We start from the raw sequence: 25,785 nt of genomic DNA on the forward strand, positions 1-25,785 counted from the left end.
GCTCAGTTCAGCTTGACCAGAACCACCCGGCGGTTCTTGGCACGGCCGGTTTCGTCATCATTGCTGGCGACAGGCGCCATCATGCCGGCGCCGGCCGCGGTCAGCCGCTTGCCGTCGATGCCATATTTCGACACCAGCGCTTTCTTGACCGCTTGCGCACGCCGCGACGACAGATCGAGATTATAGTCGAAGGCGCCCTGATTGTCGGTGTGACCGACGACGATCACCGCCATGTCGGGTTCGTTTGCCAGAAGCGTCGAAATCTCCTTGAGCGTCGGTTCCGATTCCGGCTTGATGACCGCCTTGTCGGTATCGAAGAAGATGCCGTAGAGTGAAATGCTGCCGGTGGCGGAAATCGAATCCGCCATCTTGGCGGCCTCGACGACCACCATCTTCTTGTCGCGCGCCTTGGGTTCCAGCACCTGGACGACGGCGACGGTGCGGCCGTTGAGCGCCTTGCAGTAGAGATCGTCGGTCAGCGAATAGGTCTGCACGGTGACATAGGCATCGCCGCCATCCTGCGGCACCTTGGCCGCGAAATAGCGCTGGTCGTTGATGCCGGTGGCCAGCGCGCAGGCGCCGTTGGAGAAGGCTGCATCCTTGATATCGCTCTCGTGGAAGGAATACATCGTCAGGCTCATGTCGCCACCGCCACCGCTCGACGAACGGTCAGCAGCGCCGCCGCACTCCTCCTTCTTGCATTCGAACAGCACTTCGCCGCCGGCCGCCTTGATCACATCCTGATAATTGCGCAGCACCTCGAGCGGCGAGCGCTCGGCCGGCAGCACATAGGCGATGCGGGTCAAGGCGCCCTCGACCTCGGCCTTCTTGTCGGGCGCGAAGACGCGGTTGTTCATCGCATCATGCGCGTCCGGGTCGGCACTTGGCTTCAAGGGCGACAGCGGTACGCTGAAATCGGTGAAGGCAAGCTTCTGGTAGGAGACGATGAAGGAGCCTTCATAGCGCTTTGCCAGCTGGTTGTCGGCGGCGCCGTCGATATCGGCGGTCGGCACCGTCGCGTCGGCTGCGGCAAGCCGCATCGTCAGCATGAGCACCAGCCCTGCCCAGAAGAATTTCATGACTGTCGTCTTGAATGCATGCATCGATCATCCCCCTCGCTTGATGATCGATGCTTAGCAGAGCGGGTATGTCCAGTCGATGACGCCTCAGGGGCGCCGCTCGAGCAGGACAGTCGGGGCATCGTGGTAAGTGGTCCGCATCACTTCGCGGTAGCCGACCTTGCCAGCGACATTCAACGATGCGGTGTTCTCCGGATCGATGATGCAGACGGTTTTCTCGCGCCCGAATATCTCTTCGCCCCAGGCGAGCACCCGGCCGACGACCTCGGTGGCGAGGCCTGCCCCATGCACGGCCGGCGCCAGCGCCCAGCCGGCTTCGGGAATGCCTTCGATCGACGGCTCGATATCACGCTTCAGATCGTGAAACCCGGCCTCGCCGACGAAGCGGCCCGTCGCCTTCTCCTCGATGGCCCAGAAACCGTAGCCCAGCAGCGACCACAGGCCGGCGTGCCGCAGGAAACGCATCCAGCTTTCCTCACGCGTGCGCGGCTTGCCACCGATGAAGCGGGTGACGGTCGGGTCGGCCCACATGGCGGCATAGGCGTCGAAATCCTCCAGCCGGTGCGCCCGCAGGATAGTCCGCTTCGTCTCGATGACGGGGGCGACAGTCGCTTGCGAATTGTTCATGGGATTTGCCTCGCTGATGGTGTCCGCGCTTAGCAAATCGGCCCGGCGGTGCAAGGGCCAGCAGAAGACGCGCCATCATCCAGGGAGGCGATACTCATGCCCGCTATGAGAATTCTGGTCGACGGTGCTATTTTTCCGGCAGGCTGATTCAGCACATTTGCGACGCGACCTCCTCAACGCGGGCTGGTGCTCAAACCCAAGGGAAAAACCATGGACACGACCGATCTTGTGCTTGCCATTGTCCATCATCTGCTGGTGTTTTCCCTGGCAGGGATCATCGGCGCCGAATTCGTACTGATCCGCAGCGACCTGCCCGCCGCAACGCTCAAGCGGCTCGCCGGCATCGACCGTCACTATGGCATCATTGCCGCGCTCATCATCATCGTCGGCATCGGCCGTGTCGTCTGGGGCCTCAAGGGCTGGGAATTCTACGTCCACAACTGGGTGTTCTGGGGAAAGATGGCGGCGTTTGGCATTGTCGGGCTCCTGTCGATCATCCCGACCGTGCGCTTCATTTCCTGGAACCGGCAGGCCAGAGCCAATCCCGCCTACACCGTGCCGGCGAGCGAACTGGCCTCGGTGAAGACCTATATCCGCGCCGAGGCCTTCGTCTTCCTGCTGATCCCGGTCTTCGCGGCGGCGATGGCGCGCGGTTACGGCTATTGACCGTCAGCGGCGGACGTCTCTAGCGGAGCGATCGGCACCAGGGGCGCTGGAATGCTGGTCGTCTTCTCCTGCGCCTTGCAGATGTCGGCGATGACGCAGGCCGGGCAGTCCGGCTTGCGCGCCTTGCAGACATAGCGGCCATGCAGGATCAGCCAGTGATGCGCATGGCGCATATATTCGTCCGGGATGATCTTCAGCAGCCCCTGCTCGACCTGTTCAGGCGTCTTTCCGGGCGCCAGGCCGAGCCGGTTGCCGATGCGGAAAATATGCGTGTCGACCGCCATCGTGTGCTGGCCGAAGGCCATGTTGAGCACGACATTGGCTGTCTTGCGCCCGACGCCCGGCAGCTTGACCAACTCGTCGCGGTCATCAGGCACCTCGCCGCCATGGTCGCGGATCAGCGCCTCGGACAATGCGACGACATTCTTGGCCTTGTTGCGCCACAGCCCAATGGTCCTGATATAGTCGCCGACCTTGGCCTCACCCAGCGCCAGCATTTTCTGCGGCGTATCGGCAACCTTGAACAGCGCCCGCGTTGCCTTGTTGACGCCGGCGTCGGTTGCTTGCGCCGAAAGCACCACCGCAACCAGCAGGGTGAAGGCGTTGACATGTTCGAGTTCGCCCTTCGGCTCCGGCCGCTGCACGGAAAAGCGCCGGAAAATCTCATGCACTTCGGCCGTGCTGTAGCGCGAAGTTCGCCGCACCGGCCGTGGGCGCGGCTTGGCATTCGAACCATCGCGCCGTCCGGGCAACGGTTCATTTTTGGGCATGGAAGAATCTTTGGACTTGGGGCTCGCCATTTCCCTCCTATAATATCCCGTCATGAGCGACACAAACGCCTCGTTTAAGGCTGACGAGCCCTTCTTTCACGCATTGCTGACCCCGCACCGGTCGCTGGGCAGGACAGGCTTCCTGATCCTGATGGGCGCGCTGCTGTTCGGCTGGCTGGTCACCGGCGCGTTTTTCCTGTCGCGCGGCGCCTGGCCGGTGTTCGGCTTCTTCGGGCTTGACGTTGTCGCCGTCTATATCGCCTTCCGTTCCAACTACCGCGCCGCCCGCGCCCGCGAGGAGGTGTCGGTCTCGCGCACCAGCCTCGACATCCGCAAGACCGCCCCTTCGGGAAAATCGGAAGCGCATCGCTTCAACCCGTTCTGGGCACGGTTTTCGGTTGCCCGTCACGCTGAGATCGGCATCACCCGGATGACAGTAGAAGGGGAAGGCCAAAACGTGCCGATCGGCGGCTTTCTCGACCCCGAATCCCGCGAGAGTTTTGCCACCGCCTTTTCGCGCGCGCTGGCGACCGCCAAGGCGCGCTGATTCCCGAACGGGTGCGCACCGCCCTTTTATCCTCGCTGGAATTTGCTCGTTCGTCAGCCACAGGCGCAAGAAGGCAAGTTTTCGGGTGGCGGCCTGCGCCCCAAGGGGCGATATTCCGGGCCAGGGAGACAGTTCGATGAGCACACAGACAGCAGTCCTCAAAAAGGACATTACGCCGCAAGGCAGCGACTACGAGATCGTGCGCCGCGCCATCGAGAAGATCAGCCTCGATTATCGCGACCAGCCATCGCTGGAGGAACTGGCCGAGGAGGTCGGCGAGACGCCGACCGGCCTGCAGAAACTCTTCACCCGCTGGGCCGGCCTGTCACCAAAAGCCTTCCTGCAGGCGGTGACGCTCGACCATGCGCGCCGGCTGCTGGATTCCGGTATGCCGTTGCTCGAAACCTCGTTCGAACTGGGCATGTCCGGCCCCGGCCGGCTGCATGACCTGTTCGTCACCCATGAGGCGATGTCGCCGGGCGACTACAAGACGCGCGGCGCTGGCCTCACCATCCGCTACGGCTACCATGCCTCGCCGTTCGGCACCGCCCTGATCATGGCCACCGACCGCGGGCTTGCCGGTCTTGCCTTCAGCGACCCCGGTGAAGAACGTGCATCGTTCGCCGACATGTCCAGCCGCTGGCCAAATGCCATCTATGTCGAGGACATGGCGGGGACCGGTCCTTATGCCGCGCGTATCTTCGACCAGACGCTGTGGCGCCCCGACCAGCCGCTGCATGTCGTCATGATCGGCACCGACTTCCAGGTTCGCGTCTGGGAGGCGCTGCTGCAGATTCCGATGGGCAAGGCGCGCACCTATTCCTCGATCGCCGCCAGCATCGGCGCGCCGAGCGCCAGCCGCGCCGTCGGTGCCGCCAATGGCGCCAACCCGCTCTCCTTCGTTGTGCCTTGTCACCGCGCCATCGGCAAGTCCGGCGACCTCACCGGCTATCACTGGGGCCTGACCCGCAAGCGGGCCATCCTGGGTTGGGAGGCGGGGCAAGTAGCGTCGTGAATATCGATTTTCCAATTGTTGCCGTATAAATCTACATATCCTTACAGATGAGAAGTATTGATAGCAATTCTGTGACGTTTTTATTTATTGCAACCCGCGACAACCCACCGGTTGCGTAACAGCTACTTCAACTAACTATTTTAGTTTACCCTAAATTAACCACGATAAAGCGATGATGACCCATATTAATTCGGGCAATCCGGCTTAATAGGAGGTCTCGATGAATTTGTTTCGCACTGCCTTCGGTGCAGCCATGCTGGTCGCCTGTATGAATCAAGCGGCGTTAGCCACGACGCAGAATGTCATTTTCAATGGCACGATCACCGCGACCTGTACACTGGTGGTCGCCACCAACGGCACGATGACGGTCAGCCCCGATCTCCAATCGCTGAGCTCGCACAACAGCGGCGGCTCAGCAGGGACGGTCACGCTTACCACCACCGGAGGTGTGTCGCTGAGCGTAGACCCGGTCACCACCACCACGGTGCCAGCCGCCGACACCACCGCCATCACCTGGACGCCAACCTATTCGACCAGCGGTACCCACACGATCGCGGAGACAGGCTCGGCCACCAGCCTGACTGCCCCCGGTGCCGATCTCGTCTCGGTCCACCTCGCCGGCACCAAGGGCGGCAGCAACCGCTTCGCCTCCGGAAACTATCAGGCAACGGTAACGGTGCGCTGCGAATAGCCCTCGGGAAGGAGGCATCCTTGACATTTTTTGGAACCTTGGCGACGGCGCTGGCCGTCGGCCTGATACCTGTTGCCGCCGTGGCCCAGTCGATGTCGCCGATGCGAGGCGAGGTCAACAGTTTCACCGACGTCTTCGCGGTCCGCGTTTTTCCGGCCAATCCCTACGACCAGAAGATCAAGATCGAAGTCCACGTCTACGACCAGGATTTTCAGCCAGTAGAGGCCAAAATCTCTCCCAGCGTCTTCCAGTTGCCTTCGCAGGCTTCCCGCCCCGTCCTTGTGGTCGTGCCCTTTGACGGCGCCCCCGACCGCAAGGTGCGTATCTGTACCGAAAGCATCCCCTTTCCCAATCAGCAGACCCAGATAAAGGCACAGATATGCGGAAAGTTCTTTGGACATCGCAAGTCCTGACGCTGGCACTCGCGGTTGCCACCGCAAGCGCCGCGCCGGCTCTGGCCCAGGATGTCTACAACCTCAACCAGAACGAGACCGGCTTCAATTTGCCCGGCGTTACCTTGCCCCAGGGCCAGGACGAGGTACACGCTGCCGACGGCACCACCTGCCGCTCGGCGGTTTCCGGAAGCGGTGCCTATCTCGATCTCGGCGTCATCAGGGGCAACAACCAGTCGAACAATGACGTCGCCACCTATGGCCGGGTGGTGATCCCGATTGGCCGGACGCCGAAGCGTCTCGACTGCAGCCGGCTCTATGAACTTGAGGTGCAGCGCCTGCAGATGGAGCTCAAACTGTTGAAGATGGGCGTCAATGTCGACGGCGGCACGACGGCAAGCGTTGCCACAACTGCTCCCGCGGCCGCATCACCCGGATGGGCCAACGAGGGCTGGAGCCTCAGGACTGGAAATGGCGATGGCAAGAAAAAGAGGAAGAAGAAATAACCGCGCGCTGCTTGCGATGGCAGCCCTCGCCGGCTTCAGCCTTCCGGTGCAGGCGGCCATCATCGGCACCTGCACCATCATGGTCGGGGCATCGGGAACAATGACCGCAAATCCCGCCATCGGCATACTGGGCTCCAAACAGGCAGGCGGATCGAGCGCCAGCGCCACGGTGGTGGCAAACTCGCTGCTGTGCTCGATACTTAATTTGCTGGACTGTTATTCTGTTTCGGCGCCGGCACCTGCCGCATTTTCGTCCGCGCCGAGCGGCGGCGGCACCAATGTGACCTTCGCCTCGGTCTTCCGTCTCGATGGCTCGGGTGTCGACACCAACGGAAGCGTGCCGCAAAGGGTCGTCAACGGCACCCACAGCATGCAGGTCGATCTCACCGCCACCAAGTCGAGCGGCATCTTTCCCGCCGGCAACTATCAGGGCATCGTCACGGTGCGCTGCGAATAGGCCAGGATACCACAAATCAAGCTGGACCATTCGCGTGGTCTGGCAAGCCGCGGCCTTACAGGCTAGCTTCCCGCGCGATTGGAACGACCTGCGTTCGCCCGAACGCTCTGGACATCTTGAACTTGCGCTGGCAGGAGGCCTTGCTTGATTATCGTTATCGGCTCGATCAACCTCGATCTGATCGCCAATGTCGACCGTTTACCGAGCCCCGGCGAAACGGTCAGCGGTTCCCGTTTCGCCACCGCGCCCGGCGGCAAGGGTGCCAACCAGGCGCTGGCTGCCGCGCGCGCCGGCGCCTCGGTGCGCATGGTCGGCGCGGTCGGCAAGGACAGTTTCGCCGCCGAGGCGCTGGCACTGATGCGCCAAGCCAAGGTCGACCTGTCGGGCGTGGGAGAAACCTTTGCCTCGACCGGCACGGCGCTGATCATGGTCGGCGACGATGGCGAAAACATCATCGCCGTGGTCCCCGGCGCCAATGGCTCCGTGGTGCCCGGCGATCTTTCCAAGGCCTTGCTGGAAAAGGGCGATGTCGTGCTGCTGCAGCATGAGATCCCGCTGGCGACCGTCGATGCCGCGCTCGACCAGGCAAGAGCCGTCGGCGCCGTCACCGTGCTCAACACCGCACCCTTCCAGGGTCAAGCAGCCGCGTTTCTCGGCAAGGCCGACTATGCCGTTGCCAACGAGACCGAGTTCGACCTCTATGGCGAGGCTCTGAAGCTGAACGGCCGCGACCGGGCGGCCCGCATGCGCGACTTCGCCGGGAAAACCGGCCGTACCATCGTCGTCACGCTCGGCGGCGACGGCGTGATGGCGGCGACACCGACCGATTTCCTCACCGTTCCGGCGATGAAGATCACCCCCGTCGACACGGTCGGCGCCGGCGACACCTTCTGTGGCTATTTCGCCGCCGGCCTCTCGTCCGGCCTGGCGCTCGACAAGGCACTGGCGCGTGCCGGCGCGGCCGGCTCGCTGGCCTGCCTGAAGCCTGGCGCCCAGCCGGCGATCCCGCTTGCCAGGGATGTCGATCAGGCTTTGCAGGAAACCCGCTGAAATGATGCGCCTCCAAACCAAACATGCCGTGCCGCCGGCCGGCGACATCTGCCGCCTGTCCGCTGTCGAACTGGCCGACGCGATCCGCCACAAGAAGCTTTCCGTACGCGAGGTGGTGACCGCCTTCCTCGACCGCATCGAGGCGGTCAACCCGCTGGTCAACGCCATCGTCTCGTTGCGCGATCGCAGCGACATCCTGCGCGAGGCAGATGCCGCCGATATCAGGCGAGCCGATGGCGAAACCGGGACACTTTTCGGCCTGCCGATCGCCATCAAGGACCTTGCCTCGACCACGGGCCTCAGGACTTCCTTCGGCTCGCCGATCTTCGCCGATTTCGTGCCGCAGGAAGACGATTTCTTCGTCGAGCGCATTCGCGAGGCCGGCGCCATCATCATCGGCAAGACCAATGTCCCCGAATTCGGGCTGGGATCCAACACCTACAACAACGTCTTCGGGCCGACGCTGAACGCTTTCGATCCCGCGCTAACCGCCGGCGGATCGAGCGGCGGCGCTGCGGTGGCGCTGGCGCTCGACATGGTGCCTGTCGCCGACGGCAGCGACTTTGGCGGCTCGCTGCGCAATCCCGCGGCCTGGAACAATGTCTACGGCTTCCGGCCGTCGCAGGGGCTTGTGCCTGGCGGGCCGGACTTCGAGGTCTTTCATGCGCAGATGGGCGTCGAGGGGCCGATGGGCCGCAACGTCGCCGACATGGCGCTGCTGCTCGACGTGCAGTCGGGCTACCACCCGCAGGCGCCCTTGTCCTATGAGAAACCCGGCTCGTTCCTCGAAGGGCTCGCAGTGCCGTCAGCCGGCGGTCGCATCGCCTGGCTCAGTGACCTCGGCGGCCATTTGCCGATCGAACCCGGCATCCTTGAGCTATGCGAGGCGGCACTCGGCCGCTTCGCGGATGCATCCTTCACAACTGAACCCTTGCTGCCGGATTTCGATTTCGAGGCGCTGTGGCAGGCCTTCGTGACGTTGCGCCAGGCCAGCAGCGGCTGCGCGCTCAAAATCCACTACGACGATCCCGCCAGGCGCGGCCTGCTGAAGCCCGAAGCCATCTGGGAAGTCGAGAATGCGATGCGGCTCAGCGCGCCGCAAATCCGCGCGGCCTCGGTCGTGCGCACCTCCTGGCACACCACGCTGCTGTCGATCTTCGACCGCTTCGACCTCATCGCCCTGCCGACCGCACAGGTCTTCCCCTTCGAAATCGGCACCCACTGGCCGCGCGAGGTCGCCGGACGGGCGATGGACAGCTATCACCGCTGGATGCAGGTTTCCGCCTACGCCACGCTGGGCGGCTGTCCGGCGGTCAATGTTCCCGTCGGCTTCGACGACCAGGGCCGGCCGATGGGCATGCAGCTGATCGGACGGCCGCGCGGCGACCTTGCCGTGCTGAAGGCGGCGGCGGCCTACGAGACGACACTGCCCTGGCAGACTGGCGCCTGACCCGGGTGCAACAACGCAGCGCTTCGCGCATGTCTTGCGCGGAAACTGTCGTCATGCATTGATTGTCCCCAGTCGCGCCGCGTCAGCGGCATTCCAAGGGAAAAGCCATGTCGCTGGAACTCTACGCCGCCTACGTCCTTGCCTGTATCGTCATCATCCTGGTGCCCGGCCCGACGGTAACGCTGATCATCGCCAACAGCATCCGCCATGGCGTCCGCGCCGGTCTCGCCAATGTCGCCGGCACCCAGGCCGGCCTTGCGATCATGATCGCCATCGTCGGCATCGGCCTCAACACGCTGATCTCAGGCATGGGCCACTGGTTCGAATGGGTCAGGCTGATCGGCGCCGCCTACCTGATCTGGATGGGCGTGCAGATGTTCCGCTCCAAGGGCACGCTGAATGCGGATGGCACCGGCAGGAAGCCGCGCGGCGGTTTTTTCCTGCAGGGCCTGCTGGTGGCGCTGAGCAATCCCAAGACGCTTATCTTCTTCGGCGCCTTCTTCCCGCAGTTCATTTCGCCGCAAGGCAACTACTCGCTGCAGATCGTCGTCATGGGCCTGACCGCCATGATCTTCGCCGCCATGTCGGATTCGACCTATGCCTTGGCCGCCGGCCGCGCCGGTCGCATGCTCTCGGCCAGCCGCATCAAGCTCCTGTCCAGGATCAGCGGCAGCTTCATGGTCGGCGGCGGCCTGTGGCTGGCGTTTTCAAGGTCGAAATAACATCTCCCTTCTCCCACAAGGGGAGAAGGTAAAAGACCTCTAAAGCCGCCCCAGCCTCTCCACCAGCAGGGCGAAAAACCCGTCATGGTCGATGTCGCGCATCACCATGGCGTTCTTTTCCCGCTTGGTCACGCCCCACCAGTCGACGACGGTCATGCCCATGGTCAGTTCCGAGGCGGTCTCGACGCTGACGTTGCAGTTGCGACCCTTGAACAACTCCGGCTTCAACAGATAGGCGATGACGCAGGGGTCGTGCAGCGGCCCGCCATCGGTGCCGTATTTGCCCTCGTCGTAGCGCTCGAAGAATTCCAGCATTTCGGCGGTCGCGGTGCCGACCTTGGTGCCCAGCGCGCGGAAGGCCTGTATGCGCTTGGTCGTGGTCAGTGCCTTGTGGGTGACGTCGAGCGGCATCATCACGATCGGGATGCCGGACTTGAACACCAGGTCGGCGGCCTGCGGATCGACATAGATGTTGAATTCGGCTGCGGGCGTGACGTTGCCGCCCTCGAAGAAGCCACCGCCCATCAAAACGATTTCCTTGATGCGCGGCGCGATGCGTGGCTCGCGGATCAGCGCCAGCGCAATGTTGGTCAGCGGCCCGAGCGGGCAGAGCGTGATGGTGCCGCTCTCGTCCTTCATCAGCGTCTCGACGATGAAATCGACGGCGTATTGCTCCTGCAGCTTCATCGTCGGTTCGGGCAGTTGCGGCCCGTTGAGGCCGGTCTTGCCGTGCACTTCCTCGGCGGTGACCAGCGTGCGCGCCAGCGGGCGGATGGCGCCGGCATAGACCTTGATCTCTGGCCGGCCGGCCAGTTCGCAGATCTTGCGGGCATTGTTCTGGGTCAACTTCAGCGGCACGTTGCCGGCAACGGCGGTGATGCCGACGATCTCCAGCTCGCTGCTGCCAAGCGCCAGCAGGATGGCGACGGCATCGTCCTGGCCGGGGTCGGTGTCGATGATGATCTTGCGTGATTGGGGCATTTCAATTCCTTGTTTGGCTGACCGTGAGCTCACCGGGCCGATCGCACGCCTGAAGGACGACCTTGGCGCTTCTCCCTGCATCCAAGCGTCGTTTCAAGCGCCATCTCGATTATTCCTGTGAGTCCACGACCTGATCCTTTTTGGGTTATTCCTGTGAGTCCAGGCCGGGTCTTTTTGGGCGGGTCTTCTGGTGGCTTGAACTTGGTCGCGGGGCGGACCATATCAAGGCCATCGGGAAAAATGCCATCCGGGTTTTTCCACTTTATGTCGCTCTTGAGAGGACAGTGTAACATGAGCCGAATGACGCCTTTTTCCAGCCCGCTTCTGCTTGGCTTCGACGCCATGGAAAAGACCCTGGAACGCCTGGCGAAATCCGGTGACAGCTACCCTCCCTACAACATCGAACGCCTCAGCGGCCCCGACGGCACGACCGAAAGGTTGCGCATCACATTGGCCGTCGCCGGTTTCGCCGAAAGCGATCTCGATGTGACGACGGAGGAAAACCAGCTGGTCGTGCGCGGCCGTCAGACCGACGACACCGAGCGCGAATTCCTTCATCGCGGCATCGCCGCACGCCAGTTCCAGCGCTGTTTCGTGCTGGCCGACGGCATGCGGGTGATCGCGGCGGAGCTGAAGAACGGTCTTTTGTCGATCGACCTCGATCGGCCTGAGTCCGAACGGCTGGTACGGAAAATAAACATATCGGTGAAAGACTGATCTTTGCCGATAGCTCTCATGCGGGATGGCCTTGAGCGGCGTCCTCGCGCCAAGGAGGCTTGAAATGACCAGAACTGAAAACATCACCATGACCAATGGCGAATTCGCCCATCTCGGCGAGGGCTCGGTCGCATATCTGCGCAAGGTCTCGAGCGACGAACTGCTCGGCCGCTTCCCCAATCTCGGCGAAATCGCGCCCGGTATGCAACTGTGGGCGCTGTTTGCCGCCAACGGCCAGCCGATCCTGCTGGCCGATGCGCGTGACCGCGCGCTGGCCGGTGCCATGGAAAACGACCTGACCACCGTCGCTATTCACTAGAGCAATTCCAGGAAAAGTGCTTAGCGGTTTTCCGTTCGGAATTGCGTCAAAAGAAAGATCGGCGATCGGTGGCCGAAACGAAAAGGGCCGCTCACGGCGGCCCTCGGCGATCTCATTCAAAAATCCGGCTTCAGGCGGCGTGCGAGGCCTGTGTGTCCGACAACAGCGCGTGGATAGCCGTGGCGTCGCGAGTCCCTCTGACCTTGGCCACAGTGTCGGCGTCGCGCAGCACGCGTGCGATGCGCGACAGCGCCTTGAGATGATCGGCGCCCGCGCCTTCCGGCGCCAGCAGCAGAAACACCAGATCGACAGGCTGGTCATCCAGTGATTCGAAATCGACCGGCGTTTCCAGCCGGGCGAAAACACCGGCGATGCGCTTCACGCCGGCGAGCTTGCCATGCGGAATGGCGATGCCGTTGCCGACGCCGGTAGAGCCCAGCCGCTCACGCTGCAGGATGGTGTCGAACACTTCCCTCTCCGGAATGCCCGAAATCGCCGCTGCCCGTTCGGACAGCAGTTGCAGAAGCTGCTTCTTGGAGTTCGCCTTCAACGCCGGCAAAATCGCCGGAACGCTGATAAGATCGCTCAGATCCATGCTTGAAAATCCCTTGTTCGCCTGCCGTCACCAGTCCCCACCCCTCGTGCGGCCGGCGTTTATCCCTGCGCGACCTCGGTCGTCACGCTTGTGCGACCTTGGTCGTGGACGGGTCGATCCAGCCAATGTTTCCGTCGGGCCGGCGATAGACGATATTGAGATGGTCGGTTCCGGCGTTGCGGAAAACGAACACCGGACTGTCCTTGGTATCGAGTTCGATGACCGCCGAGGCCACCGACATGGTCCTCAGAGTCATGGTTGATTCGGCGACGATGGCGGGCGCGTAGTCCTCTGCGATCTCCTCGTCGTCATCGGCAAGCGGCGCCATCACCGTATAGGCGATGTCGGTCAACTCGCCACTGCCATTGCCCGAATTGTGCGATTTGAGACGGCGCTTGTAGCGCCGGAGCCGGGTCTCCAGCCGGTCGGCCGCGGCCTCGAAGGCCAGTGTCGGCTCCTGGGCATCGCCGGTGGCCTGCAGCGAAGCGCCGGAATCCAGCCGGATCATGCAATCCGCAGAATAGCGCGAACCCGATTTGATGACAGTGACGTGTCCCGCAAAGCCGCGATCGAAATATTTGCCGATCGCTTCGCCGACACGATCGTTGATGCGTGTGCGGAACGCATCGCCGATATCCATGTGCTTTCCCGATATGCGCAAATTCATCTGAAAACTGACCTTCCTTGCTCAGGCTTCAAACTCGCCCGAGTTTATACTCGTGATCCGTGCGCACAAGCTTTGCGGCGCCACTAACGCCGATTTAAATCCGAACTTTCCGGTTGATCACAAGCCGCCTTTTTGACCGTCCCGAAACCATCGTCGTGACGGACCATCCGCTGCGGGCGTCAGCCCGTCTCATGCGGGCGGGCTTCTAGCCACTTCACCGCGGCTTGTCAATGAACAGCCCGCTTGTGGAGAACCCGGTAGCCTTAACGCCCGGCGCTGGCCAGCGCCCGTTTTTCGCGCCGACGCTGTACGGAAGACGGAATATTCATGCCTTCCCGGTACTTGGCGACCGTGCGCCGGGCAATATCGACGCCGCTTTCGCGCAACATGTCGACGATCGCGTCGTCCGAAAGGACATCGACGGGCTTCTCCTCATCGATCAGCTGTTTGATGCGGTCACGCACCGCTTCCGACGAATGCGCGTCGCCGCCGCCCGATGCGGCAATCGAGGCGGTGAAGAAATAGCGCAATTCGAACACGCCGCGCGGTGTCAGCATGTACTTGTTGGCGGTGACCCGGCTGACGGTCGATTCGTGCATGCCGATGGCATCCGCCACCGTGCGCAGGTTGAGCGGTTTCAGCTGGCGCACGCCATGGACCAGGAAGGCATCCTGCTGGCGCACGATTTCCGAGGCCACTTTGAGGATCGTCTTTGCCCGCTGGTCGAGGCTGCGCGTCAGCCAGTTGGCGTTTTGCAGGCATTCGGCCAGGAAATCCTTTTCCGCCTGGTTCTTCGCATGCGGCGAGACCTGGGCGAAATAGATGTGGTCGACCAGCACGCGCGGCAGCGTCTCGGCATTGAGTTCGACGGTCCAGCTGCCGTCATTGGCCGCACGCACCTCGACGTCGGCGACGATGGCGTCGCTGGCGCCGCCCGAAAAAGCCATGCCTGGACGCGGATCGAGTGCCCGGATCTCGGCCAGCATGTCGAGCAGGTCTTCCTCGTCGACGCCGCAGATCCGTTTCAGCGCCTGGAAATCGCGCCGCGCCAGCAATTCGAGATTGGCGACCAGGGCCTTCATCGCCGGATCGAGGCGGTCGCGCACGGCAAGCTGCAACGACAGGCATTCCGCCAGATCACGGGCGAACAGGCCGGCCGGCTCGAAGGTCTGGCACACCGCCAGCACCTTGGCAACGGCCGCTGCGTCTGCGCCCAGACGGGTGGCGATCTCGGCGAGATCGACCCTGACGTAGCCGGTCTCGTCGAGGCCATCGGCGAGTTCGCCTGCGATCAACCGCGCCGCGGGATCGGCGAAGGCGAGTGCAACCTGCTCGCTGACATGGTCGCGCAAGGTGATGGCGCCCGCCGCCATGTCGCCGGCGTCGAGCCCCTCGGACGATGAGCCGCTGCCACTGCCATTGCCGGAAGCCGATTTCCATTGCGCCGTCAGGTCGGGTCCGAGCCGTTCGCTGGTGCCGGGATCGTCGGGAAACAGGTTCTCCAGCGACGTATCGAGCTTCTCCGAGATCGCCTCAGCGCTCCACTGAGTCTCATTCTCGAACCAGTCGCCGTCAGCGGTCCCCTGCGGCTCCGCCTCGGCCTTCTGCGCCTGGTCGCTGGCGGCATCATCTTGCGGCTCGGCGCGCTCCAACAGCGGGTTGCGTTCGATCTCCTCGTCGATGAAATGCTCTAGCTCGACATGGGTGAATTGCAGCAGCCGAATCGACTGCATCAGCTGCGGCGTCATCACCAGCGACTGCGACTGTCGGAGCTGTAGTTTTGCCGCCAACGCCATGGTTCGGTTTCAAACGCCTCGTCTACGCATCCGCACGCGGACAGAAATTTTGCAGCCGCCCATAGAAACTGGCCCGGCTTTTGCCTGTCAAGGCAATAGCTAGCAAAACTCACTTACCGGAGCGTTATCTCGGAGTAAAACCGTACAAAAAAGGGTTACAGCGCGTGAAAAATCGCGTCAGGAAACAAATTTCACGCCCAAGGCAATTCTGCACGACAAAGGCAATTCCAGGAAAGCATGTACGGTTTCCCGGGAAAAGCGCAGGAAAAGAGAGTTAGAGCGTAAAACCCTCGCCGAGGTAAAGCCGCCGCACATCCGGGTTCGCCACCACTTCGTCGGCGCGGCCATGGGTCAGCACCTGGCCGGCATGGATGATGTAGGCACGGTCGATCAGACCGAGCGTCTCACGCACATTGTGGTCGGTGATGAGGACGCCGATACCGCGTGCCGTCAGGTGGCGCACCAGTTGCTGGATATCGGCGACGGCGATCGGATCGATACCGGCAAAGGGCTCGTCAAGCAGCATATAGGCCGGGCGCGTCGCCAGTGCCCGCGCAATTTCCAGGCGCCGGCGCTCGCCGCCGGAGAGCGACATGGATGGCGCCTTGCGCAGATGGCTGATGTGAAACTCCTCGAGCAGTTCGTCGAGGCTACGCTCGCGCACCTTGCGGTCCTTTTCGACCACTTCGAGCACGGCGCGGATATTCTGCTCGACATTGAGGCCGCGAAAGATCGAGGCTTCCTGTGGCAGATAACCGATGCCGAGCCGGGCACGGCGGTACATCGGCATCGAGGTAACGTCGAAGCCGTCGATCTCGATCGTGCCTTCATCGACCGGCACAAGGCCAGTGACCATATAGAAACAGGTCGTCTTGCCGGCGCCGTTGGGGCCAAGCAGCCCGACGGCCTCGCCGGCACGCACGCCAATGGTGACGCCGCTGACGACCTTGCGGCCCTTGTAGCTCTTGGTCAGGCCCTTGGCGATCAAGGTGCCCTTGAATTTTCCCACATCGACGGTCACCGTGGCCGGCGCCGAAATCTTGCTGGCGGCCCGTCCCGGAAGACGCGCCGTCAGCGACGACAGGCTGGCCATCAGGGGTTCGTCGCTCCCGATTTCGGCGTATCCGCTTTCGGTGGCGGCGTCATCGACATGATGACACGACCGCCGCAACCATCGACGTTAGCGAGGCCGGTCTTCATCTGCACGGTCAGCTTGCAGCCCTTGAGCACGTTGGGGCCCTGCGACAGCACCACTTCTTTGCCCGACAGGACCAGAACCTGCGTCTTCATGTCGAAAGTGCCGTTGTCGCCGGTCGCCACCTGGTCATCCGACTTGATATAGACCCTGTCGCTGACTTCGAGGTGATCGATGTTGGCGGAGCCGGTCATCGCAGCACCCGCCGCCTCGGTGCCCTTGGCAGCAGCCTTGGGGTCCTTGATGTAGTAAACCATCATCTTGCCGGCCTTGAGCAGGGTTGGCCCCTGCACGACGGTGACATTGCCGGTGAACACGGCAACATTGTCAGCCTGCCGAACCTCGAGCTTGTCGCTCTCGATCTGGATGGGCTTGTCGCCGGTCAATTTCAGGCCGGACAGGCTTTCGGCGCCGGACTGTGCCAGCGACGGTCCCAGCCCCAGCAGGAGCAGTGCCGAAGTCGCGGCCGCAAGCCGTATTGAACTATTGAGCCACATTCGCTTCCTCGCCCTTTGCCTCGGCCGCCTTCAGAGCGGCGGGATCTATGTTGACGCGCACCCTGTTCTCGAACACCAGGACCTTGCCATTGTCCTGGACCGACATGGAATTCGCTGTGATCTGTGACCCGCCACGGCTGACATCGACGGGATCATCCGTCTTCATAGTGCCTTTGCCCATGTCGAGGAAGACCGATTTGAACTTGGCTTGCATGCCGTCGGTCGTGGTGATCGTGACGTCGCTGGTCAACTTCATCGTATTGCCATCGCGATCGTAAGTACCGTGCGATGCTTTGACCGCGGCAACATTGTCCGGCCCGACCGGCACCTTGGCGTCTATGCCTTCGAGCTCGATGATGCCTTGCGTGTTGACATCCTGTATCGCCCGCAGGGCCGTCATCGAATAGGGCTGCTTCTGCTTGGTGAAACCGTTGAGCTTGGGGTTGGCCATCACCAGCTTGCCATTGGTAAAGGCGGTACCTTCCGTCTGCACCGCTATCGCGACGGGTGCGGCCAGATAGGAATAGACCGGGAAGGCGACAGCAATGAGCGCCGCAGCCAGGGGCACGGCGAATTTGAGCACGCGCACGCGGCGCGAATGACGCTGGGCGCGGTCGAACGCATCGCTCCGCGTCGGGCCATCCGCCGGGGGAGCCAACTCCATTTCTGGGCTGGTCGGTTCATTCGGTCGCGCTAACATGACTGCTTTCTTCTAAACCCCTGCCCGCCAGCGAGCACCGCTTATAGGTGGGGGGCCGGTGCCCTCAAGCAAGCACAAGCCCACGAAAACCGCAAAAATGTGACAACTGCCGTTGTACAAACGAAAACGAGGTCAGCACAACAGCCGGCACTTCATAGCAGAAATGGACGCGCCTGCGTCGTTTTTCGTCACCCCATTCATCCCACTTACCTTGCGTCCCTTGCGCAGGCCAGTCACAAAACAGACAGCATGGGATGGCCGCGCGCGGCTTGCCGTGCCACATGGAAGACGGAACAGCTTCCCGATCAAGACATCATGGTCTAAAAGCGTCTCTTCCCGCCGACTGTGAGGCTGACGATGGCATTGAGAGCCGACGACCTGATCGACCGCCGCCGTTTGCGGCGCAAGCTGACATTCTGGCGTGTTGCGGCCATAGGCATCGTCGCGCTCGGCGTGATCGGGCTGTCGGCATGGCTCTATGGCGACGATCTCGGCGGCTCGTCTGTCGACCATATCGCCAAGGTCCGGATCGAAGGCACGATCACCGAGGACGAGGAGTTGATCAAGCGGCTGGAGGACATCCGCAAATCGTCGAAGGTGAAAGGCGTGATCTTGGCGATCGATTCACCCGGCGGCACCACCGTCGGCGGCGAATCGATCTTTGAGGAGGTCCGCAAGGTGGCCGCCGACAAGCCTGTCGTGGCCGAAGTCGGTACGCTCGCCGCCTCCGCGGGCTACATGATCGCAAGTGCGGCCGACCATATCGTTGCCCGCAAGACCTCGATCGTCGGTTCGATCGGCGTGCTGATCCAGTATCCTGACGTCAGCGGCCTGATGGACAAGCTCGGTATCAAGCTGGAGGAGGTGAAATCCTCACCGCTCAAAGCCTCGCCCTCGCCCTTCAAGCCGACCAATGACGACGAGCGCGCCATGGTCCGCAAGCTCATCCTCGACAGTTACGACTGGTTCGTCGGCATCGTCGCCGACCGCCGCAAGATGACGCACGAGCAGGCACTGGCGCTTGCCGATGGGTCGATCTTCACCGGCCGCCAGGGTCTCGCCAACGGGCTGATCGATGCCGTCGGCGGCGAAACCGAGGCGATCGACTGGCTGGCGACCAAGGGGGTCGATGCCAAGCTCAACGTGGTCGAATGGAAGGACACGGACCGTCGCGGGAGTTTCCTGTGGTCCAAGTCGATGGTGAAAACGATCGGCAGCGCGCTCGGCCTGCCGGATTACAGCGGCGATGTCATCCACGAACTTGGCGCCGACCGCTTGTTTCTTGACGGTCTCGTTTCCGTCTGGCACCCTTGAGATGCCGGTTGGGGCGAGTAAAAAAGCAAATAAAATCATCCTGATAATTTTGACCGAACCGCTTTCTCGGGGACCCGTCTGATGATCAAGTCCGAACTTGTGCAGATTATTGCCACGCGCAATCCGCATCTTTTCCTGCGCGACGTCGAAAATATTGTCGGCGCGATCTTCGATGAGATCACCGACGCCCTTGCCGAGGGCAACCGGGTCGAGCTGCGTGGTTTCGGCGCTTTTTCGGTGAAAAACCGCCCCGCCCGCACCGGTCGCAACCCGCGCACCGGCGAATCCGTCGAAGTCGAGGAGAAATGGGTGCCGTTCTTCAAGACCGGCAAGGAACTGCGCGAAAGGCTGAACGGCGGCAAGTAGGCGTCAGCGCCAGCTTCCGACGGAAAACATAATGCTCAATCGTTTCATGCTCATCGTGGTCTTCGTGCCCCTGGCGATCATCCTGATCGCCTTGGCCGTCGCCAACCGCGAACTCGTCGCCTTCACGCTGGACCCGTTCAATCCCGGCAATCCGAAGCTGACGCTCACCTTGCCGCTGTTCATCTTCCTGTTCCTGGCGCTCGCCATCGGGATGATGGTCGGCAGCCTGGCGACCTGGGTCAAGCAGGGCCGCTACCGCAAGCTGGCGCGCCAGCGCGGTGTCGAGGCGGAAAACCTGCGCCAGGCGGTCAGCCGCGCACCATCGGCATCGCAGAGGCCGATCCAAGGGTCAGCCCAAGGACCGGTATTGCCGAAGCCGACCGCTTGAACCGCCGGCCGGCGCCTTTCTTTCCACGGAGCTTTTCATGCTGACCATTTCGGCCACCGAGGTCGATCGTGCGCTGACCTTTCCCGGACTGGTCGAGACATTGCGAACGGCATTTCGCGAAGGCGCGGTGCAACCTGTCAGGCATCATCACGCGGTCGAGCGACCGGATGGTGCGGCCTCGACCTTGCTGCTGATGCCGGCATGGACGGATTTCCACGCCGCCGGCACCTCGGCCGGCGGTCATGTCGGCGTCAAGATCGTCACCGTCTCGCCCGACAACAACGCCATCGGCAAGCCGGCGGTGATGGGGCTCTATCTCTTGCTCAATGGCAGCACCGGCGAACCGGAAGCCTTGATCGACGGCCAGCGACTGACGCAGTGGCGCACCGCCTGCGCTTCGGCGCTGGCGGCATCCTACCTCGCCCGCGACGATGCCTCGCGGCTGCTTGTGGTCGGCGCCGGCGCCCTGTCGCCGTTCCTTGCCAAGGCGCATTCGGCCGTGCGGCCGATCAAGACTATCCGCATCTGGAACCGGACCCCGGCCAATGCCGAGAAAGTCGCGGCCGATTTGCGTGCCGAGGGTTTTTCGGCCAGCGCCGCAACCGATCTCGATGCCGAGCTTGGCCAGGCCGACATCGTCTCCTCGGCGACGATCACCACCACGCCGCTGGTCAAGGGCGCGCTGCTGCGGCCGGGAACCCATGTCGATCTGGTCGGCGGCTTCACGCCGGCGATGCGCGAAAGCGATGATGACGCGATCGCGCGCGCGCGCGTCTACGTCGACACCCGCGCCGGTGCCACCAAGGAGGCCGGCGACATCGTCCAGCCCCTGGCCTCCGGCCTGCTGAAGCCGGAAGCCATCGTCGCGGATTTGCACGAACTGGCGCGCGACCAGAAGAAGGGCCGGGAGAGCTCCGACGAGATCACGCTGTTCAAGTCGGTCGGTGCCGCGCTCGAGGACCTTGCCGCCGGCATTGCCGTCTACGACGCACTCAAGGCCTAGCCCACCGCCGCCATTTTGGCGGCCATCGCCTCGGCGATCACTGTGAAATCGGCCGCGCTGACCGGAAACAGACCAAAGCGAAGCTGATACCCCCAGTTCGACTTGCCGGCGGTGAACTCCAGCCGGTCAAGCAACGGCTTGATCGGCGCTTCGTCAGCCGTCGCCCAGTCGACATCGCGGCGGAACGGCGTGAAGCCGGCGCCCATGTCGCCTTGATAGGGTTCTCCGTCGCGCACGGTGCCGATTGCCGTGAACGCCTGCAGGCCGTCCTTTTCACCGAAAACGGTGGTCGGCGAATAATACACGATGCCGTCGCCGGGCTTGACGCGGCGCAGAGGGGCCGCCTTGCCGTGGTTGACCTGCATGAAGCCGTCTTTCCGGCCGCGCCGGACATGTTCGGCCGACGCAACCGCGATCCAGTACGCGCTCATTTCTGTTCCCCGTCGTTCAGCCAGTAAACACGCAGACGATGATTGTCGGGATCGAGCGCAACGAAGGTGCGGCCAAAATCCAGGTCGGTCGGTGTCTGCAGAATCTTCAACCCGCGCCCGGCCCAGTCGGCATGCGTGGCATCGACCGCGTCGGGCGTCTCCAGCGCAAACACGATCTCGGAACCGCCACCGGTCGCTTCTGCCGCCGGCTCGACCGTATGGCGTGACCAGAGGCCGAGCTTGAAGCCGTTGTCGAGCACGAACAGCACGAAGGTCGGCGCGCTTTCTACCGGCTCGCGGCCCAGCAGCGCGCTGTAGAAGGCGCCGCTTTCAAGCGGCTTGTCGACATAGAGGATAACGAAATTCGGGGTGGTCATGTCTGCTCTCCAAGGTTCGGCGTTTCGATGCGCTCGATATAGCCGGGATACTGTCAGTTTCTGGCAGTATCATTCATGACCCACGCGGTTTGTCGAACGTCGCCCGCCATTCCTTGAGCAGCACCTGGCGGCGACGCGGATAGCGCGTATCGATTGTGTTGAGGCCGGAGATGCGATCGGCGCGAAAATGGCGGAAATCCTGCCGCATTTCGCACCACGCCACCACCACCCGCACCTTGTCGAAGAAGCCGAGCGCGAACGGCCACACCACGCGCTCGGATACGGCGCCGCCTGCGTCGCGATAGAGAAAGCCGAGTTTTCGCTCGTTGCGGATGGCCTGCCGCACGACGCCGAGGTCGATGCCTTCAATGGCCGTCATGGGCGGCCCGACCAGCAGCGTCGAGGCATCGAGATCCTCGCGCAGATCGTCGGGCAGCACGGCAGCGATCTTGGCCAGTGCGTTGGCGGCGGCGGCCGAAAGACGGCGGTCCGGCTGCTTGGCGACCCAGCGCGAGCCGAGCACGATGGCCTCGATCTCCTCGTCGCTGAACATCAGCGGCGGCAGCATGAAGCCGGGCTTGAGCACATAGCCGAGCCCCGCCTCGCCCTCGATCGGCGCGCCCTGCCCCTGCAGCGTGGCGATGTCGCGATAGAGTGTGCGGATCGAGATCCCGAGTTCATCGGCAAGCGTGCGCCCGCTCACCGGCCGGCGGTGCCGGCGCAGGCACTGGATGAGATCAAGCAGGCGTTCGGAGCGGGACATCCAGCAGATTTGCCTGTTTCTTTGACATTGGTCCATCGCTGGCCGACATGAACAGGAGAGGTAACGGCAGACTTGGTTGCGAAGCCGGTTGCCCTATGCCAAAAGCGGCACGCCGCTCGGAGATGCTCCCGCTTGAAGTCTTTTCGCGACAAACGCCGCGACAGCCGCCCGCCCGCAAAAAGCGGAACGGGAGACGCACGTCCGCACGAGGCGCGTGGCTCGGCACGGCCGGACGCCAGGCCGCGCGAGCGGCCCGAGGCCAGAACCGATGATCGCCCCGAACCGAAAGCCGCACCGCGCATCCTCGCCCGCCGCGACGGGGCGCTGCCCGCCGAGCAACTTCCGGTCATCCTGGAAGTGGCACCCAACGCGGATTATGCCCTGCTCGACAGCGGCGCCGGCGAAAAGCTCGAACAATATGGCCCCTATCGCATCGTGCGGCCCGAGGGCCAGGCGATCTGGCAGAAGGCCTTGCCGGCGAAGGACTGGGAGCGGGCCGACGCCATCTTCACCGGCGACACCGACGAGGAAGGCATTGGCCGCTGGCGTTTCCCGAAGACGCCACTCGGTGAGACCTGGCCGATGAAGCATGACGGTATCGACTATCTCGGCCGCTTCACCTCGTTTCGCCATGTCGGCGTCTTTCCCGAACAGGCCTCGCATTGGGATCATATGGCAGGCCTGATCGCGTCGGCCAGGCGGCCGGTAAAGGTGCTCAACCTGTTCGGCTATACCGGCCTTGCCTCGCTGGTGGCGGCCCGCGCCGGCGCCGAGGTCACCCATGTTGACGCCTCGAAGAAGGCGATCGGCTGGGCGCGTGAAAACCAGGAGATGGCCGGGCTTGGCAGCAAGCCGATCCGCTGGATCGTCGACGATGCGGTGAAATTCGCCGAGCGCGAGGAGCGCCGCGGCAGCCGCTACGACATCATCCTGTTCGACCCGCCGGCCTATGGCCGCGGCCCCAAGGGCGAGGTCTGGCAATTGTTCGAGGACCTGCCGGCATTGACTGACCTCTGCCGCGCGATCCTGACGCCGAAGCCGCTGGCGGTGGTGCTGACCGCCTATTCGATCCGCGCCTCCTTCTTCGCCATCCATGCTCTGATGCGCGACACCTTCGCCGGCATGGGCGGCAGGGTTGAATCGGGTGAGCTGATCATCCGCGAAAAATCCGCCGGCAGGGCGCTTTCGACGTCACTGTTTTCGCGCTGGGTGGCCTGAATGCCCGGGAGTCCTGAATGAACGAACGGCATGCCGGCGCACCGGGCCAGGTGAAGGAAGTCACCAGCCTTGCCAATCCGCTGATCAAGGACATCAAGGCGCTCGCCTTGAAGAAATTCCGCGACCAGCAGAACGCCTTCATGGCCGAGGGGCTGAAGCTTGTCATCGATGCGCTCGATCTCGGCTGGCAGATCAGGACGCTTGTGTTCGCCAAGGCCGGGCGCGGCAATGCCGCGGTGGAAAAGGTCGCGGCGCGCACGGTTGCCGCCGGCGGCACGGTGCTCGAAGTGTCGGAAAAGGTTCTTGTCGCCATCACCCGCCGCGACAACCCGCAAATGGTGGTCGGTGTCTTCTCGCAGAAATTCCTCGCCCTGAAGGATATCCGCGCCGACAATGGCGATGTCTGGGTGGCGCTCGACCGGGTGCGCGATCCCGGCAATCTCGGCACCGTCATCCGCACCGTCGATGCCGTCGGCGCCAAGGGCGTCATCCTCGTCGGCGACACCACCGATCCGTTTTCCGTGGAGACAGTGCGCGCCACGATGGGCTCGATCTTCGCCGTGCCGGTGGCCAAGGCGACGACCGAAGCTTTCCTTGCCTGGCGTGGCGGCTTTTCGGGCCTCGTCGCCGGCACGCATCTGAAAGGCGCGGTCGACTATCGCTCGGTCGATTTTTCCCGCGGGCCGGTGCTGCTGATGATGGGCAATGAGCAGCAGGGCCTGCCTGAGAGCCTGGCGGCGAGTTGCGACAGGCTGCTCCGGATTCCGCAAGCGGGCCGTGCCGATTCGCTCAATCTCGCCGTCGCCACCGGCATCATGCTGTTCGAGATCCGGCGCGGCGCCCTGAAGCTCGAACCCATCGCCGACCAGCAATGAAGGTTGCCCGCCCTTGAGATCATGGTCCCCCTACGCACTGCTCGTCGTCGCGGCCATTGCGCTCGATCAATGGATCAAGCACCTGGTCGAGACCGGCCTGCCGTTTCAGGAAAAGGTCGATCTGGTGCCGTTCCTGGCGCTGTTTCGCACCTACAACACCGGCATCGCCTTCTCGATGTTCTCCTCCTTCGGTGACACCGGCCTGGTGGTCATCGCTGTGCTGGTCGTCACTTTCGTGCTCTATCTCGCCACCCGCACGCCATCAGGCCATATCATAGCCCGCACCGGCTTTGCCCTGATCATCGGCGGCGCGCTGGGCAATCTGATCGACCGCGCCGTCTACGGCCACGTCATCGACTACATCCTGTTCCACACACCGGTCTGGTCCTTTGCCAACGTATTCAACCTCGCCGACGCCTTCATTTCCGTGGGTGCGGCGCTGGTTGTCTTCGACGAACTCATCGGCTGGCGGCGCGAGCCCACGCCGTCCAAAGATTGACCCCGCGCGCCCATCGCCGCACAGTCCACACCAAGCAAGCTCGCGGAGAAAAAGATGCCCGAAACCTTCAAAGCCATCCTCGTCTCGCGCGATGCCGACAAGAAGCAATCGGTGGCCGTGACGGACCTCACCGACGCCGACCTGATGGAAGGCGACGTCACCGTCGCGGTCGAGGCGACGACGGTGAACTACAAGGATGGGCTGGCCATCACCGGCAAGGCGCCGGTGGTCCGCCGCTGGCCGCTGGTGCCGGGCATCGACTTCGCCGGCACGGTGATCTCGTCCTCCAACCCCGACTGGCGTCAGGGAGACAAGGTCATCCTGAATGGATGGGGCGTCGGCGAAACGCATTTCGGCGCCTATGCGGCGCACGCCCGCGTCAAGGGCGACTGGCTGGTGCCGCTGCCGCAAGGCATCAGCGCGCATGACGCAATGGCGGTCGGCACCGCCGGCTACACCGCCATGCTCAGCGTCATGGCGCTCGAGCGGCACGGCATCCTGCCCGATCGCGGCCCGGTGGTGGTGACGGGTGCTGCCGGCGGCGTCGGTTCGGTCGCGGTCTCCATCCTGTCCAGCCTCGGTTACCACGTAATTGCATCGACCGGCCGCAACGCCGAAAGCCCCTATCTGATCAACCTTGGCGCCGCCGAGGTGATATCGCGCGATGAACTCAACCAGCCCGCCAAGCCGCTGGCCAAGGAACGCTGGGCCGGCGGCATCGATTCGGTCGGCAGCCACACGCTGGCCAACGTGCTGTCGATGACATCCTATGGTGGCGCGGTCGCGGCCTGCGGCCTGGCCGGAGGCATGGATCTGCCGTCGAGCGTGGCCCCGTTCATCCTGCGCGGCGTCTCGCTGCTCGGCATCGATTCGGTGATGGCGCCGAAGGCTGTGCGCCTCGAGGCCTGGCGGCGCATCGGCTCCGATCTCGACCTGCAGAAGCTCGCCGGCCTGTCCAGGACCATCGGCTTCGACGGCATCATCGACGCCGCGCGCGATATTGTCGAGGGCAAGATCCGCGGACGCGTGGTTGTCGATATGTGAGTTCGCCGATTGGGTGAGTTCGCCGCCCCGAAGGGCTGACGGAATTGACACTGTCTGGCGACAAGTCC

33 protein-coding genes are annotated in these 25,785 nt (G+C 63.2%); 20 read left to right on the forward strand and 13 right to left on the reverse strand.

Annotated elements, in window-relative coordinates:
• Positions 1-2: 2 nt before the first annotated feature.
• Together A3A9_RS0119020 and A3A9_RS0119025 are read right to left on the reverse strand one after the other, a co-directional pair.
• The gene (locus tag A3A9_RS0119020) at positions 3-1,103 is read right to left on the reverse strand and encodes an OmpA family protein (RefSeq protein WP_245279078.1); all 1,101 of its coding nucleotides are present in this window, start codon (positions 1,101-1,103) and stop codon (positions 3-5) included.
• 63 nt (positions 1,104-1,166) lie between these two features.
• Positions 1,167-1,706, reverse strand: coding sequence for a GNAT family N-acetyltransferase (locus tag A3A9_RS0119025; RefSeq protein ID WP_027060190.1), 540 nt, complete (start codon positions 1,704-1,706; stop codon positions 1,167-1,169).
• A gap of 210 nt (positions 1,707-1,916) precedes the next feature.
• Here A3A9_RS0119025 and A3A9_RS0119030 point away from each other — a divergent pair, with 210 nt between their 5' ends.
• Complete coding sequence (locus A3A9_RS0119030) at positions 1,917-2,372, forward strand: DUF2214 family protein (RefSeq protein ID WP_027060191.1); 456 nt, start codon at positions 1,917-1,919, stop codon at positions 2,370-2,372.
• Here A3A9_RS0119030 and nth read toward each other — a convergent pair.
• A complete protein-coding gene (nth, locus tag A3A9_RS0119035) occupies positions 2,366-3,172 on the reverse strand; it encodes an endonuclease III (RefSeq protein WP_027060192.1) in 807 nt (268 codons plus the stop codon). The genes A3A9_RS0119030 and nth overlap by 7 nt on opposite strands.
• 22 nt (positions 3,173-3,194) lie before the next feature.
• On the opposite strand from nth, the gene A3A9_RS0119040 reads away from it, so the two are divergent.
• From A3A9_RS0119040 to A3A9_RS0119080, 9 genes are all read left to right on the forward strand, one after another.
• The gene (locus A3A9_RS0119040) at positions 3,195-3,689 is read left to right on the forward strand and encodes a DUF2244 domain-containing protein (protein WP_027060193.1); all 495 of its coding nucleotides are present in this window, start codon (positions 3,195-3,197) and stop codon (positions 3,687-3,689) included.
• A gap of 136 nt (positions 3,690-3,825) precedes the next feature.
• A complete protein-coding gene (locus A3A9_RS0119045; RefSeq protein ID WP_027060194.1) occupies positions 3,826-4,704 on the forward strand; it encodes a methylated-DNA--[protein]-cysteine S-methyltransferase in 879 nt (292 codons plus the stop codon).
• A 220-nt stretch (positions 4,705-4,924) separates the two neighbouring features.
• Positions 4,925-5,395 carry a hypothetical protein gene (locus tag A3A9_RS0119050; protein ID WP_027060195.1) on the forward strand — a complete coding sequence of 157 codons (471 nt, stop codon included), beginning with the start codon at positions 4,925-4,927 and terminating at the stop codon, positions 5,393-5,395.
• A 20-nt stretch (positions 5,396-5,415) separates the two neighbouring features.
• Complete coding sequence (locus A3A9_RS0119055) at positions 5,416-5,808, forward strand: hypothetical protein (protein WP_027060196.1); 393 nt, start codon at positions 5,416-5,418, stop codon at positions 5,806-5,808.
• The gene (locus tag A3A9_RS0119060; RefSeq protein WP_027031055.1) at positions 5,775-6,293 is read left to right on the forward strand and encodes a hypothetical protein; all 519 of its coding nucleotides are present in this window, start codon (positions 5,775-5,777) and stop codon (positions 6,291-6,293) included. The genes A3A9_RS0119055 and A3A9_RS0119060 overlap by 34 nt, the downstream gene beginning before the upstream one ends.
• Positions 6,265-6,750, forward strand: coding sequence for a hypothetical protein (locus A3A9_RS0119065; RefSeq protein ID WP_027060197.1), 486 nt, complete (start codon positions 6,265-6,267; stop codon positions 6,748-6,750). The genes A3A9_RS0119060 and A3A9_RS0119065 overlap by 29 nt, the downstream gene beginning before the upstream one ends.
• Positions 6,751-6,894: 144 nt before the next feature.
• Positions 6,895-7,800 (forward strand): ribokinase, encoded by a 906-nt coding sequence (locus A3A9_RS0119070; protein WP_027060198.1) that lies wholly within the window; start codon positions 6,895-6,897, stop codon positions 7,798-7,800.
• A gap of 1 nt (position 7,801) precedes the next feature.
• A complete protein-coding gene (locus tag A3A9_RS0119075) occupies positions 7,802-9,250 on the forward strand; it encodes an amidase (RefSeq protein WP_027060199.1) in 1,449 nt (482 codons plus the stop codon).
• Between the two features lie 107 nt (positions 9,251-9,357).
• The gene (locus tag A3A9_RS0119080) at positions 9,358-9,972 is read left to right on the forward strand and encodes a LysE family translocator (RefSeq protein ID WP_027060200.1); all 615 of its coding nucleotides are present in this window, start codon (positions 9,358-9,360) and stop codon (positions 9,970-9,972) included.
• A gap of 39 nt (positions 9,973-10,011) precedes the next feature.
• Here A3A9_RS0119080 and A3A9_RS0119085 read toward each other — a convergent pair whose 3' ends face one another.
• Positions 10,012-10,953 carry a nucleoside hydrolase gene (locus A3A9_RS0119085; protein WP_027060201.1) on the reverse strand — a complete coding sequence of 314 codons (942 nt, stop codon included), beginning with the start codon at positions 10,951-10,953 and terminating at the stop codon, positions 10,012-10,014.
• Between the two features lie 291 nt (positions 10,954-11,244).
• Between A3A9_RS0119085 and A3A9_RS0119090 the strand changes: the two genes are divergently transcribed.
• Positions 11,245-11,670 (forward strand): Hsp20 family protein, encoded by a 426-nt coding sequence (locus tag A3A9_RS0119090; protein WP_027031061.1) that lies wholly within the window; start codon positions 11,245-11,247, stop codon positions 11,668-11,670.
• A gap of 64 nt (positions 11,671-11,734) precedes the next feature.
• Entirely contained in the window at positions 11,735-11,989 is a 255-nt protein-coding gene (locus tag A3A9_RS0119095; RefSeq protein ID WP_027031062.1) for a DUF1150 family protein, read from the forward strand.
• 130 nt (positions 11,990-12,119) lie between these two features.
• Here the strand turns inward: A3A9_RS0119095 and ptsN are convergent, their stop codons facing one another.
• From ptsN to lptC, 6 genes are all read right to left on the reverse strand, one after another.
• Entirely contained in the window at positions 12,120-12,584 is a 465-nt protein-coding gene (ptsN, locus tag A3A9_RS0119100; RefSeq protein ID WP_027031063.1) for a PTS IIA-like nitrogen regulatory protein PtsN, read from the reverse strand.
• An 82-nt stretch (positions 12,585-12,666) separates the two neighbouring features.
• Positions 12,667-13,251 carry a ribosome hibernation-promoting factor, HPF/YfiA family gene (hpf, locus tag A3A9_RS0119105; RefSeq protein ID WP_027060202.1) on the reverse strand — a complete coding sequence of 195 codons (585 nt, stop codon included), beginning with the start codon at positions 13,249-13,251 and terminating at the stop codon, positions 12,667-12,669.
• A gap of 263 nt (positions 13,252-13,514) precedes the next feature.
• Positions 13,515-15,047 carry an RNA polymerase factor sigma-54 gene (gene rpoN / locus A3A9_RS0119110; RefSeq protein WP_027060203.1) on the reverse strand — a complete coding sequence of 511 codons (1,533 nt, stop codon included), beginning with the start codon at positions 15,045-15,047 and terminating at the stop codon, positions 13,515-13,517.
• A 274-nt stretch (positions 15,048-15,321) separates the two neighbouring features.
• Complete coding sequence (gene lptB / locus A3A9_RS0119115) at positions 15,322-16,140, reverse strand: LPS export ABC transporter ATP-binding protein (protein WP_027060204.1); 819 nt, start codon at positions 16,138-16,140, stop codon at positions 15,322-15,324.
• Positions 16,140-16,739 carry an LptA/OstA family protein gene (locus A3A9_RS0119120; protein WP_027060205.1) on the reverse strand — a complete coding sequence of 200 codons (600 nt, stop codon included), beginning with the start codon at positions 16,737-16,739 and terminating at the stop codon, positions 16,140-16,142. Before A3A9_RS0119120 ends, lptB begins: the two co-directional genes overlap by 1 nt.
• Complete coding sequence (gene lptC, locus A3A9_RS0119125; RefSeq protein WP_027060206.1) at positions 16,726-17,439, reverse strand: LPS export ABC transporter periplasmic protein LptC; 714 nt, start codon at positions 17,437-17,439, stop codon at positions 16,726-16,728. Before lptC ends, A3A9_RS0119120 begins: the two co-directional genes overlap by 14 nt.
• Positions 17,440-17,796: 357 nt before the next feature.
• Between lptC and sppA the strand changes: the two genes are divergently transcribed.
• The 4 genes from sppA to A3A9_RS0119145 all read left to right on the forward strand — a co-directional run bounded on the left by sppA (position 17,797) and on the right by A3A9_RS0119145 (position 20,510).
• Positions 17,797-18,753, forward strand: coding sequence for a signal peptide peptidase SppA (gene sppA, locus A3A9_RS0119130; protein WP_027060207.1), 957 nt, complete (start codon positions 17,797-17,799; stop codon positions 18,751-18,753).
• 81 nt (positions 18,754-18,834) lie between these two features.
• A complete protein-coding gene (locus tag A3A9_RS0119135) occupies positions 18,835-19,119 on the forward strand; it encodes an integration host factor subunit beta (protein WP_006200394.1) in 285 nt (94 codons plus the stop codon).
• A gap of 31 nt (positions 19,120-19,150) precedes the next feature.
• Positions 19,151-19,507 carry a hypothetical protein gene (locus A3A9_RS0119140; RefSeq protein WP_027060208.1) on the forward strand — a complete coding sequence of 119 codons (357 nt, stop codon included), beginning with the start codon at positions 19,151-19,153 and terminating at the stop codon, positions 19,505-19,507.
• A 37-nt stretch (positions 19,508-19,544) separates the two neighbouring features.
• On the forward strand, positions 19,545-20,510 hold the full coding sequence (locus A3A9_RS0119145; protein ID WP_027060209.1) for an ornithine cyclodeaminase family protein: 966 nt from the start codon (positions 19,545-19,547) through the stop codon (positions 20,508-20,510).
• Here A3A9_RS0119145 and A3A9_RS0119150 read toward each other — a convergent pair.
• The 3 genes from A3A9_RS0119150 to A3A9_RS0119160 all read right to left on the reverse strand — a co-directional run bounded on the left by A3A9_RS0119150 (position 20,507) and on the right by A3A9_RS0119160 (position 22,081).
• Complete coding sequence (locus tag A3A9_RS0119150) at positions 20,507-20,941, reverse strand: EVE domain-containing protein (protein WP_027060210.1); 435 nt, start codon at positions 20,939-20,941, stop codon at positions 20,507-20,509. The two genes, A3A9_RS0119145 and A3A9_RS0119150, sit on opposite strands and share 4 nt — an antisense overlap.
• A complete protein-coding gene (locus tag A3A9_RS0119155) occupies positions 20,938-21,318 on the reverse strand; it encodes a VOC family protein (protein ID WP_027060211.1) in 381 nt (126 codons plus the stop codon). Before A3A9_RS0119155 ends, A3A9_RS0119150 begins: the two co-directional genes overlap by 4 nt.
• Before the next feature lie 73 nt (positions 21,319-21,391).
• Positions 21,392-22,081, reverse strand: a complete 690-nt coding sequence (locus A3A9_RS0119160) for a helix-turn-helix transcriptional regulator (RefSeq protein WP_027060212.1) — start codon at positions 22,079-22,081, stop codon at positions 21,392-21,394.
• A gap of 132 nt (positions 22,082-22,213) precedes the next feature.
• Between A3A9_RS0119160 and A3A9_RS0119165 the strand changes: the two genes are divergently transcribed.
• The 4 genes from A3A9_RS0119165 to A3A9_RS0119180 are packed head-to-tail and all read left to right on the forward strand — an operon-like array spanning position 22,214 to position 25,717.
• Positions 22,214-23,299, forward strand: coding sequence for a class I SAM-dependent rRNA methyltransferase (locus tag A3A9_RS0119165; RefSeq protein WP_027060213.1), 1,086 nt, complete (start codon positions 22,214-22,216; stop codon positions 23,297-23,299).
• 17 nt (positions 23,300-23,316) lie between these two features.
• Positions 23,317-24,174 (forward strand): TrmH family RNA methyltransferase, encoded by an 858-nt coding sequence (locus tag A3A9_RS0119170; protein WP_027060214.1) that lies wholly within the window; start codon positions 23,317-23,319, stop codon positions 24,172-24,174.
• Between the two features lie 13 nt (positions 24,175-24,187).
• Positions 24,188-24,673 carry a signal peptidase II gene (gene lspA, locus A3A9_RS0119175; RefSeq protein ID WP_027060215.1) on the forward strand — a complete coding sequence of 162 codons (486 nt, stop codon included), beginning with the start codon at positions 24,188-24,190 and terminating at the stop codon, positions 24,671-24,673.
• Positions 24,674-24,727: 54 nt separating this feature from the next.
• Positions 24,728-25,717 (forward strand): MDR family oxidoreductase, encoded by a 990-nt coding sequence (locus A3A9_RS0119180; protein ID WP_027060216.1) that lies wholly within the window; start codon positions 24,728-24,730, stop codon positions 25,715-25,717.
• Positions 25,718-25,785: the final 68 nt, after the last annotated feature.

This window comes from Mesorhizobium loti CJ3sym (assembly GCF_000472785.1).
Lineage (GTDB): Bacteria > Pseudomonadota > Alphaproteobacteria > Rhizobiales > Rhizobiaceae > Mesorhizobium > Mesorhizobium loti_E.

Coding starts and splice junctions, on each gene's coding strand:
- A3A9_RS0119090 (WP_027031061.1), top strand. CDS start 11,245: ATGAGCCGAATGACGCCTTTTTCCAGCCCGCTTCTGCTTGGCTTCGAC.
- A3A9_RS0119020 (WP_245279078.1), bottom strand. CDS start 1,103: ATGCATGCATTCAAGACGACAGTCATGAAATTCTTCTGGGCAGGGCTG.
- A3A9_RS0119155 (WP_027060211.1), bottom strand. CDS start 21,318: ATGACCACCCCGAATTTCGTTATCCTCTATGTCGACAAGCCGCTTGAA.
- A3A9_RS0119120 (WP_027060205.1), bottom strand. CDS start 16,739: ATGTGGCTCAATAGTTCAATACGGCTTGCGGCCGCGACTTCGGCACTG.
- A3A9_RS0119170 (WP_027060214.1), top strand. CDS start 23,317: ATGAACGAACGGCATGCCGGCGCACCGGGCCAGGTGAAGGAAGTCACC.
- A3A9_RS0119150 (WP_027060210.1), bottom strand. CDS start 20,941: ATGAGCGCGTACTGGATCGCGGTTGCGTCGGCCGAACATGTCCGGCGC.
- lptB (WP_027060204.1), bottom strand. CDS start 16,140: ATGGCCAGCCTGTCGTCGCTGACGGCGCGTCTTCCGGGACGGGCCGCC.
- A3A9_RS0119075 (WP_027060199.1), top strand. CDS start 7,802: ATGATGCGCCTCCAAACCAAACATGCCGTGCCGCCGGCCGGCGACATC.
- hpf (WP_027060202.1), bottom strand. CDS start 13,251: ATGAATTTGCGCATATCGGGAAAGCACATGGATATCGGCGATGCGTTC.
- A3A9_RS0119060 (WP_027031055.1), top strand. CDS start 5,775: ATGCGGAAAGTTCTTTGGACATCGCAAGTCCTGACGCTGGCACTCGCG.
- A3A9_RS0119085 (WP_027060201.1), bottom strand. CDS start 10,953: ATGCCCCAATCACGCAAGATCATCATCGACACCGACCCCGGCCAGGAC.
- A3A9_RS0119045 (WP_027060194.1), top strand. CDS start 3,826: ATGAGCACACAGACAGCAGTCCTCAAAAAGGACATTACGCCGCAAGGC.
- A3A9_RS0119140 (WP_027060208.1), top strand. CDS start 19,151: ATGCTCAATCGTTTCATGCTCATCGTGGTCTTCGTGCCCCTGGCGATC.
- A3A9_RS0119180 (WP_027060216.1), top strand. CDS start 24,728: ATGCCCGAAACCTTCAAAGCCATCCTCGTCTCGCGCGATGCCGACAAG.
- A3A9_RS0119065 (WP_027060197.1), top strand. CDS start 6,265: ATGGCAAGAAAAAGAGGAAGAAGAAATAACCGCGCGCTGCTTGCGATG.
- A3A9_RS0119145 (WP_027060209.1), top strand. CDS start 19,545: ATGCTGACCATTTCGGCCACCGAGGTCGATCGTGCGCTGACCTTTCCC.
- A3A9_RS0119050 (WP_027060195.1), top strand. CDS start 4,925: ATGAATTTGTTTCGCACTGCCTTCGGTGCAGCCATGCTGGTCGCCTGT.
- sppA (WP_027060207.1), top strand. CDS start 17,797: ATGGCATTGAGAGCCGACGACCTGATCGACCGCCGCCGTTTGCGGCGC.
- A3A9_RS0119025 (WP_027060190.1), bottom strand. CDS start 1,706: ATGAACAATTCGCAAGCGACTGTCGCCCCCGTCATCGAGACGAAGCGG.
- rpoN (WP_027060203.1), bottom strand. CDS start 15,047: ATGGCGTTGGCGGCAAAACTACAGCTCCGACAGTCGCAGTCGCTGGTG.
- A3A9_RS0119040 (WP_027060193.1), top strand. CDS start 3,195: ATGAGCGACACAAACGCCTCGTTTAAGGCTGACGAGCCCTTCTTTCAC.
- nth (WP_027060192.1), bottom strand. CDS start 3,172: ATGGCGAGCCCCAAGTCCAAAGATTCTTCCATGCCCAAAAATGAACCG.
- A3A9_RS0119135 (WP_006200394.1), top strand. CDS start 18,835: ATGATCAAGTCCGAACTTGTGCAGATTATTGCCACGCGCAATCCGCAT.
- A3A9_RS0119095 (WP_027031062.1), top strand. CDS start 11,735: ATGACCAGAACTGAAAACATCACCATGACCAATGGCGAATTCGCCCAT.
- ptsN (WP_027031063.1), bottom strand. CDS start 12,584: ATGGATCTGAGCGATCTTATCAGCGTTCCGGCGATTTTGCCGGCGTTG.
- A3A9_RS0119160 (WP_027060212.1), bottom strand. CDS start 22,081: ATGTCCCGCTCCGAACGCCTGCTTGATCTCATCCAGTGCCTGCGCCGG.
- lptC (WP_027060206.1), bottom strand. CDS start 17,439: ATGTTAGCGCGACCGAATGAACCGACCAGCCCAGAAATGGAGTTGGCT.
- A3A9_RS0119030 (WP_027060191.1), top strand. CDS start 1,917: ATGGACACGACCGATCTTGTGCTTGCCATTGTCCATCATCTGCTGGTG.
- A3A9_RS0119080 (WP_027060200.1), top strand. CDS start 9,358: ATGTCGCTGGAACTCTACGCCGCCTACGTCCTTGCCTGTATCGTCATC.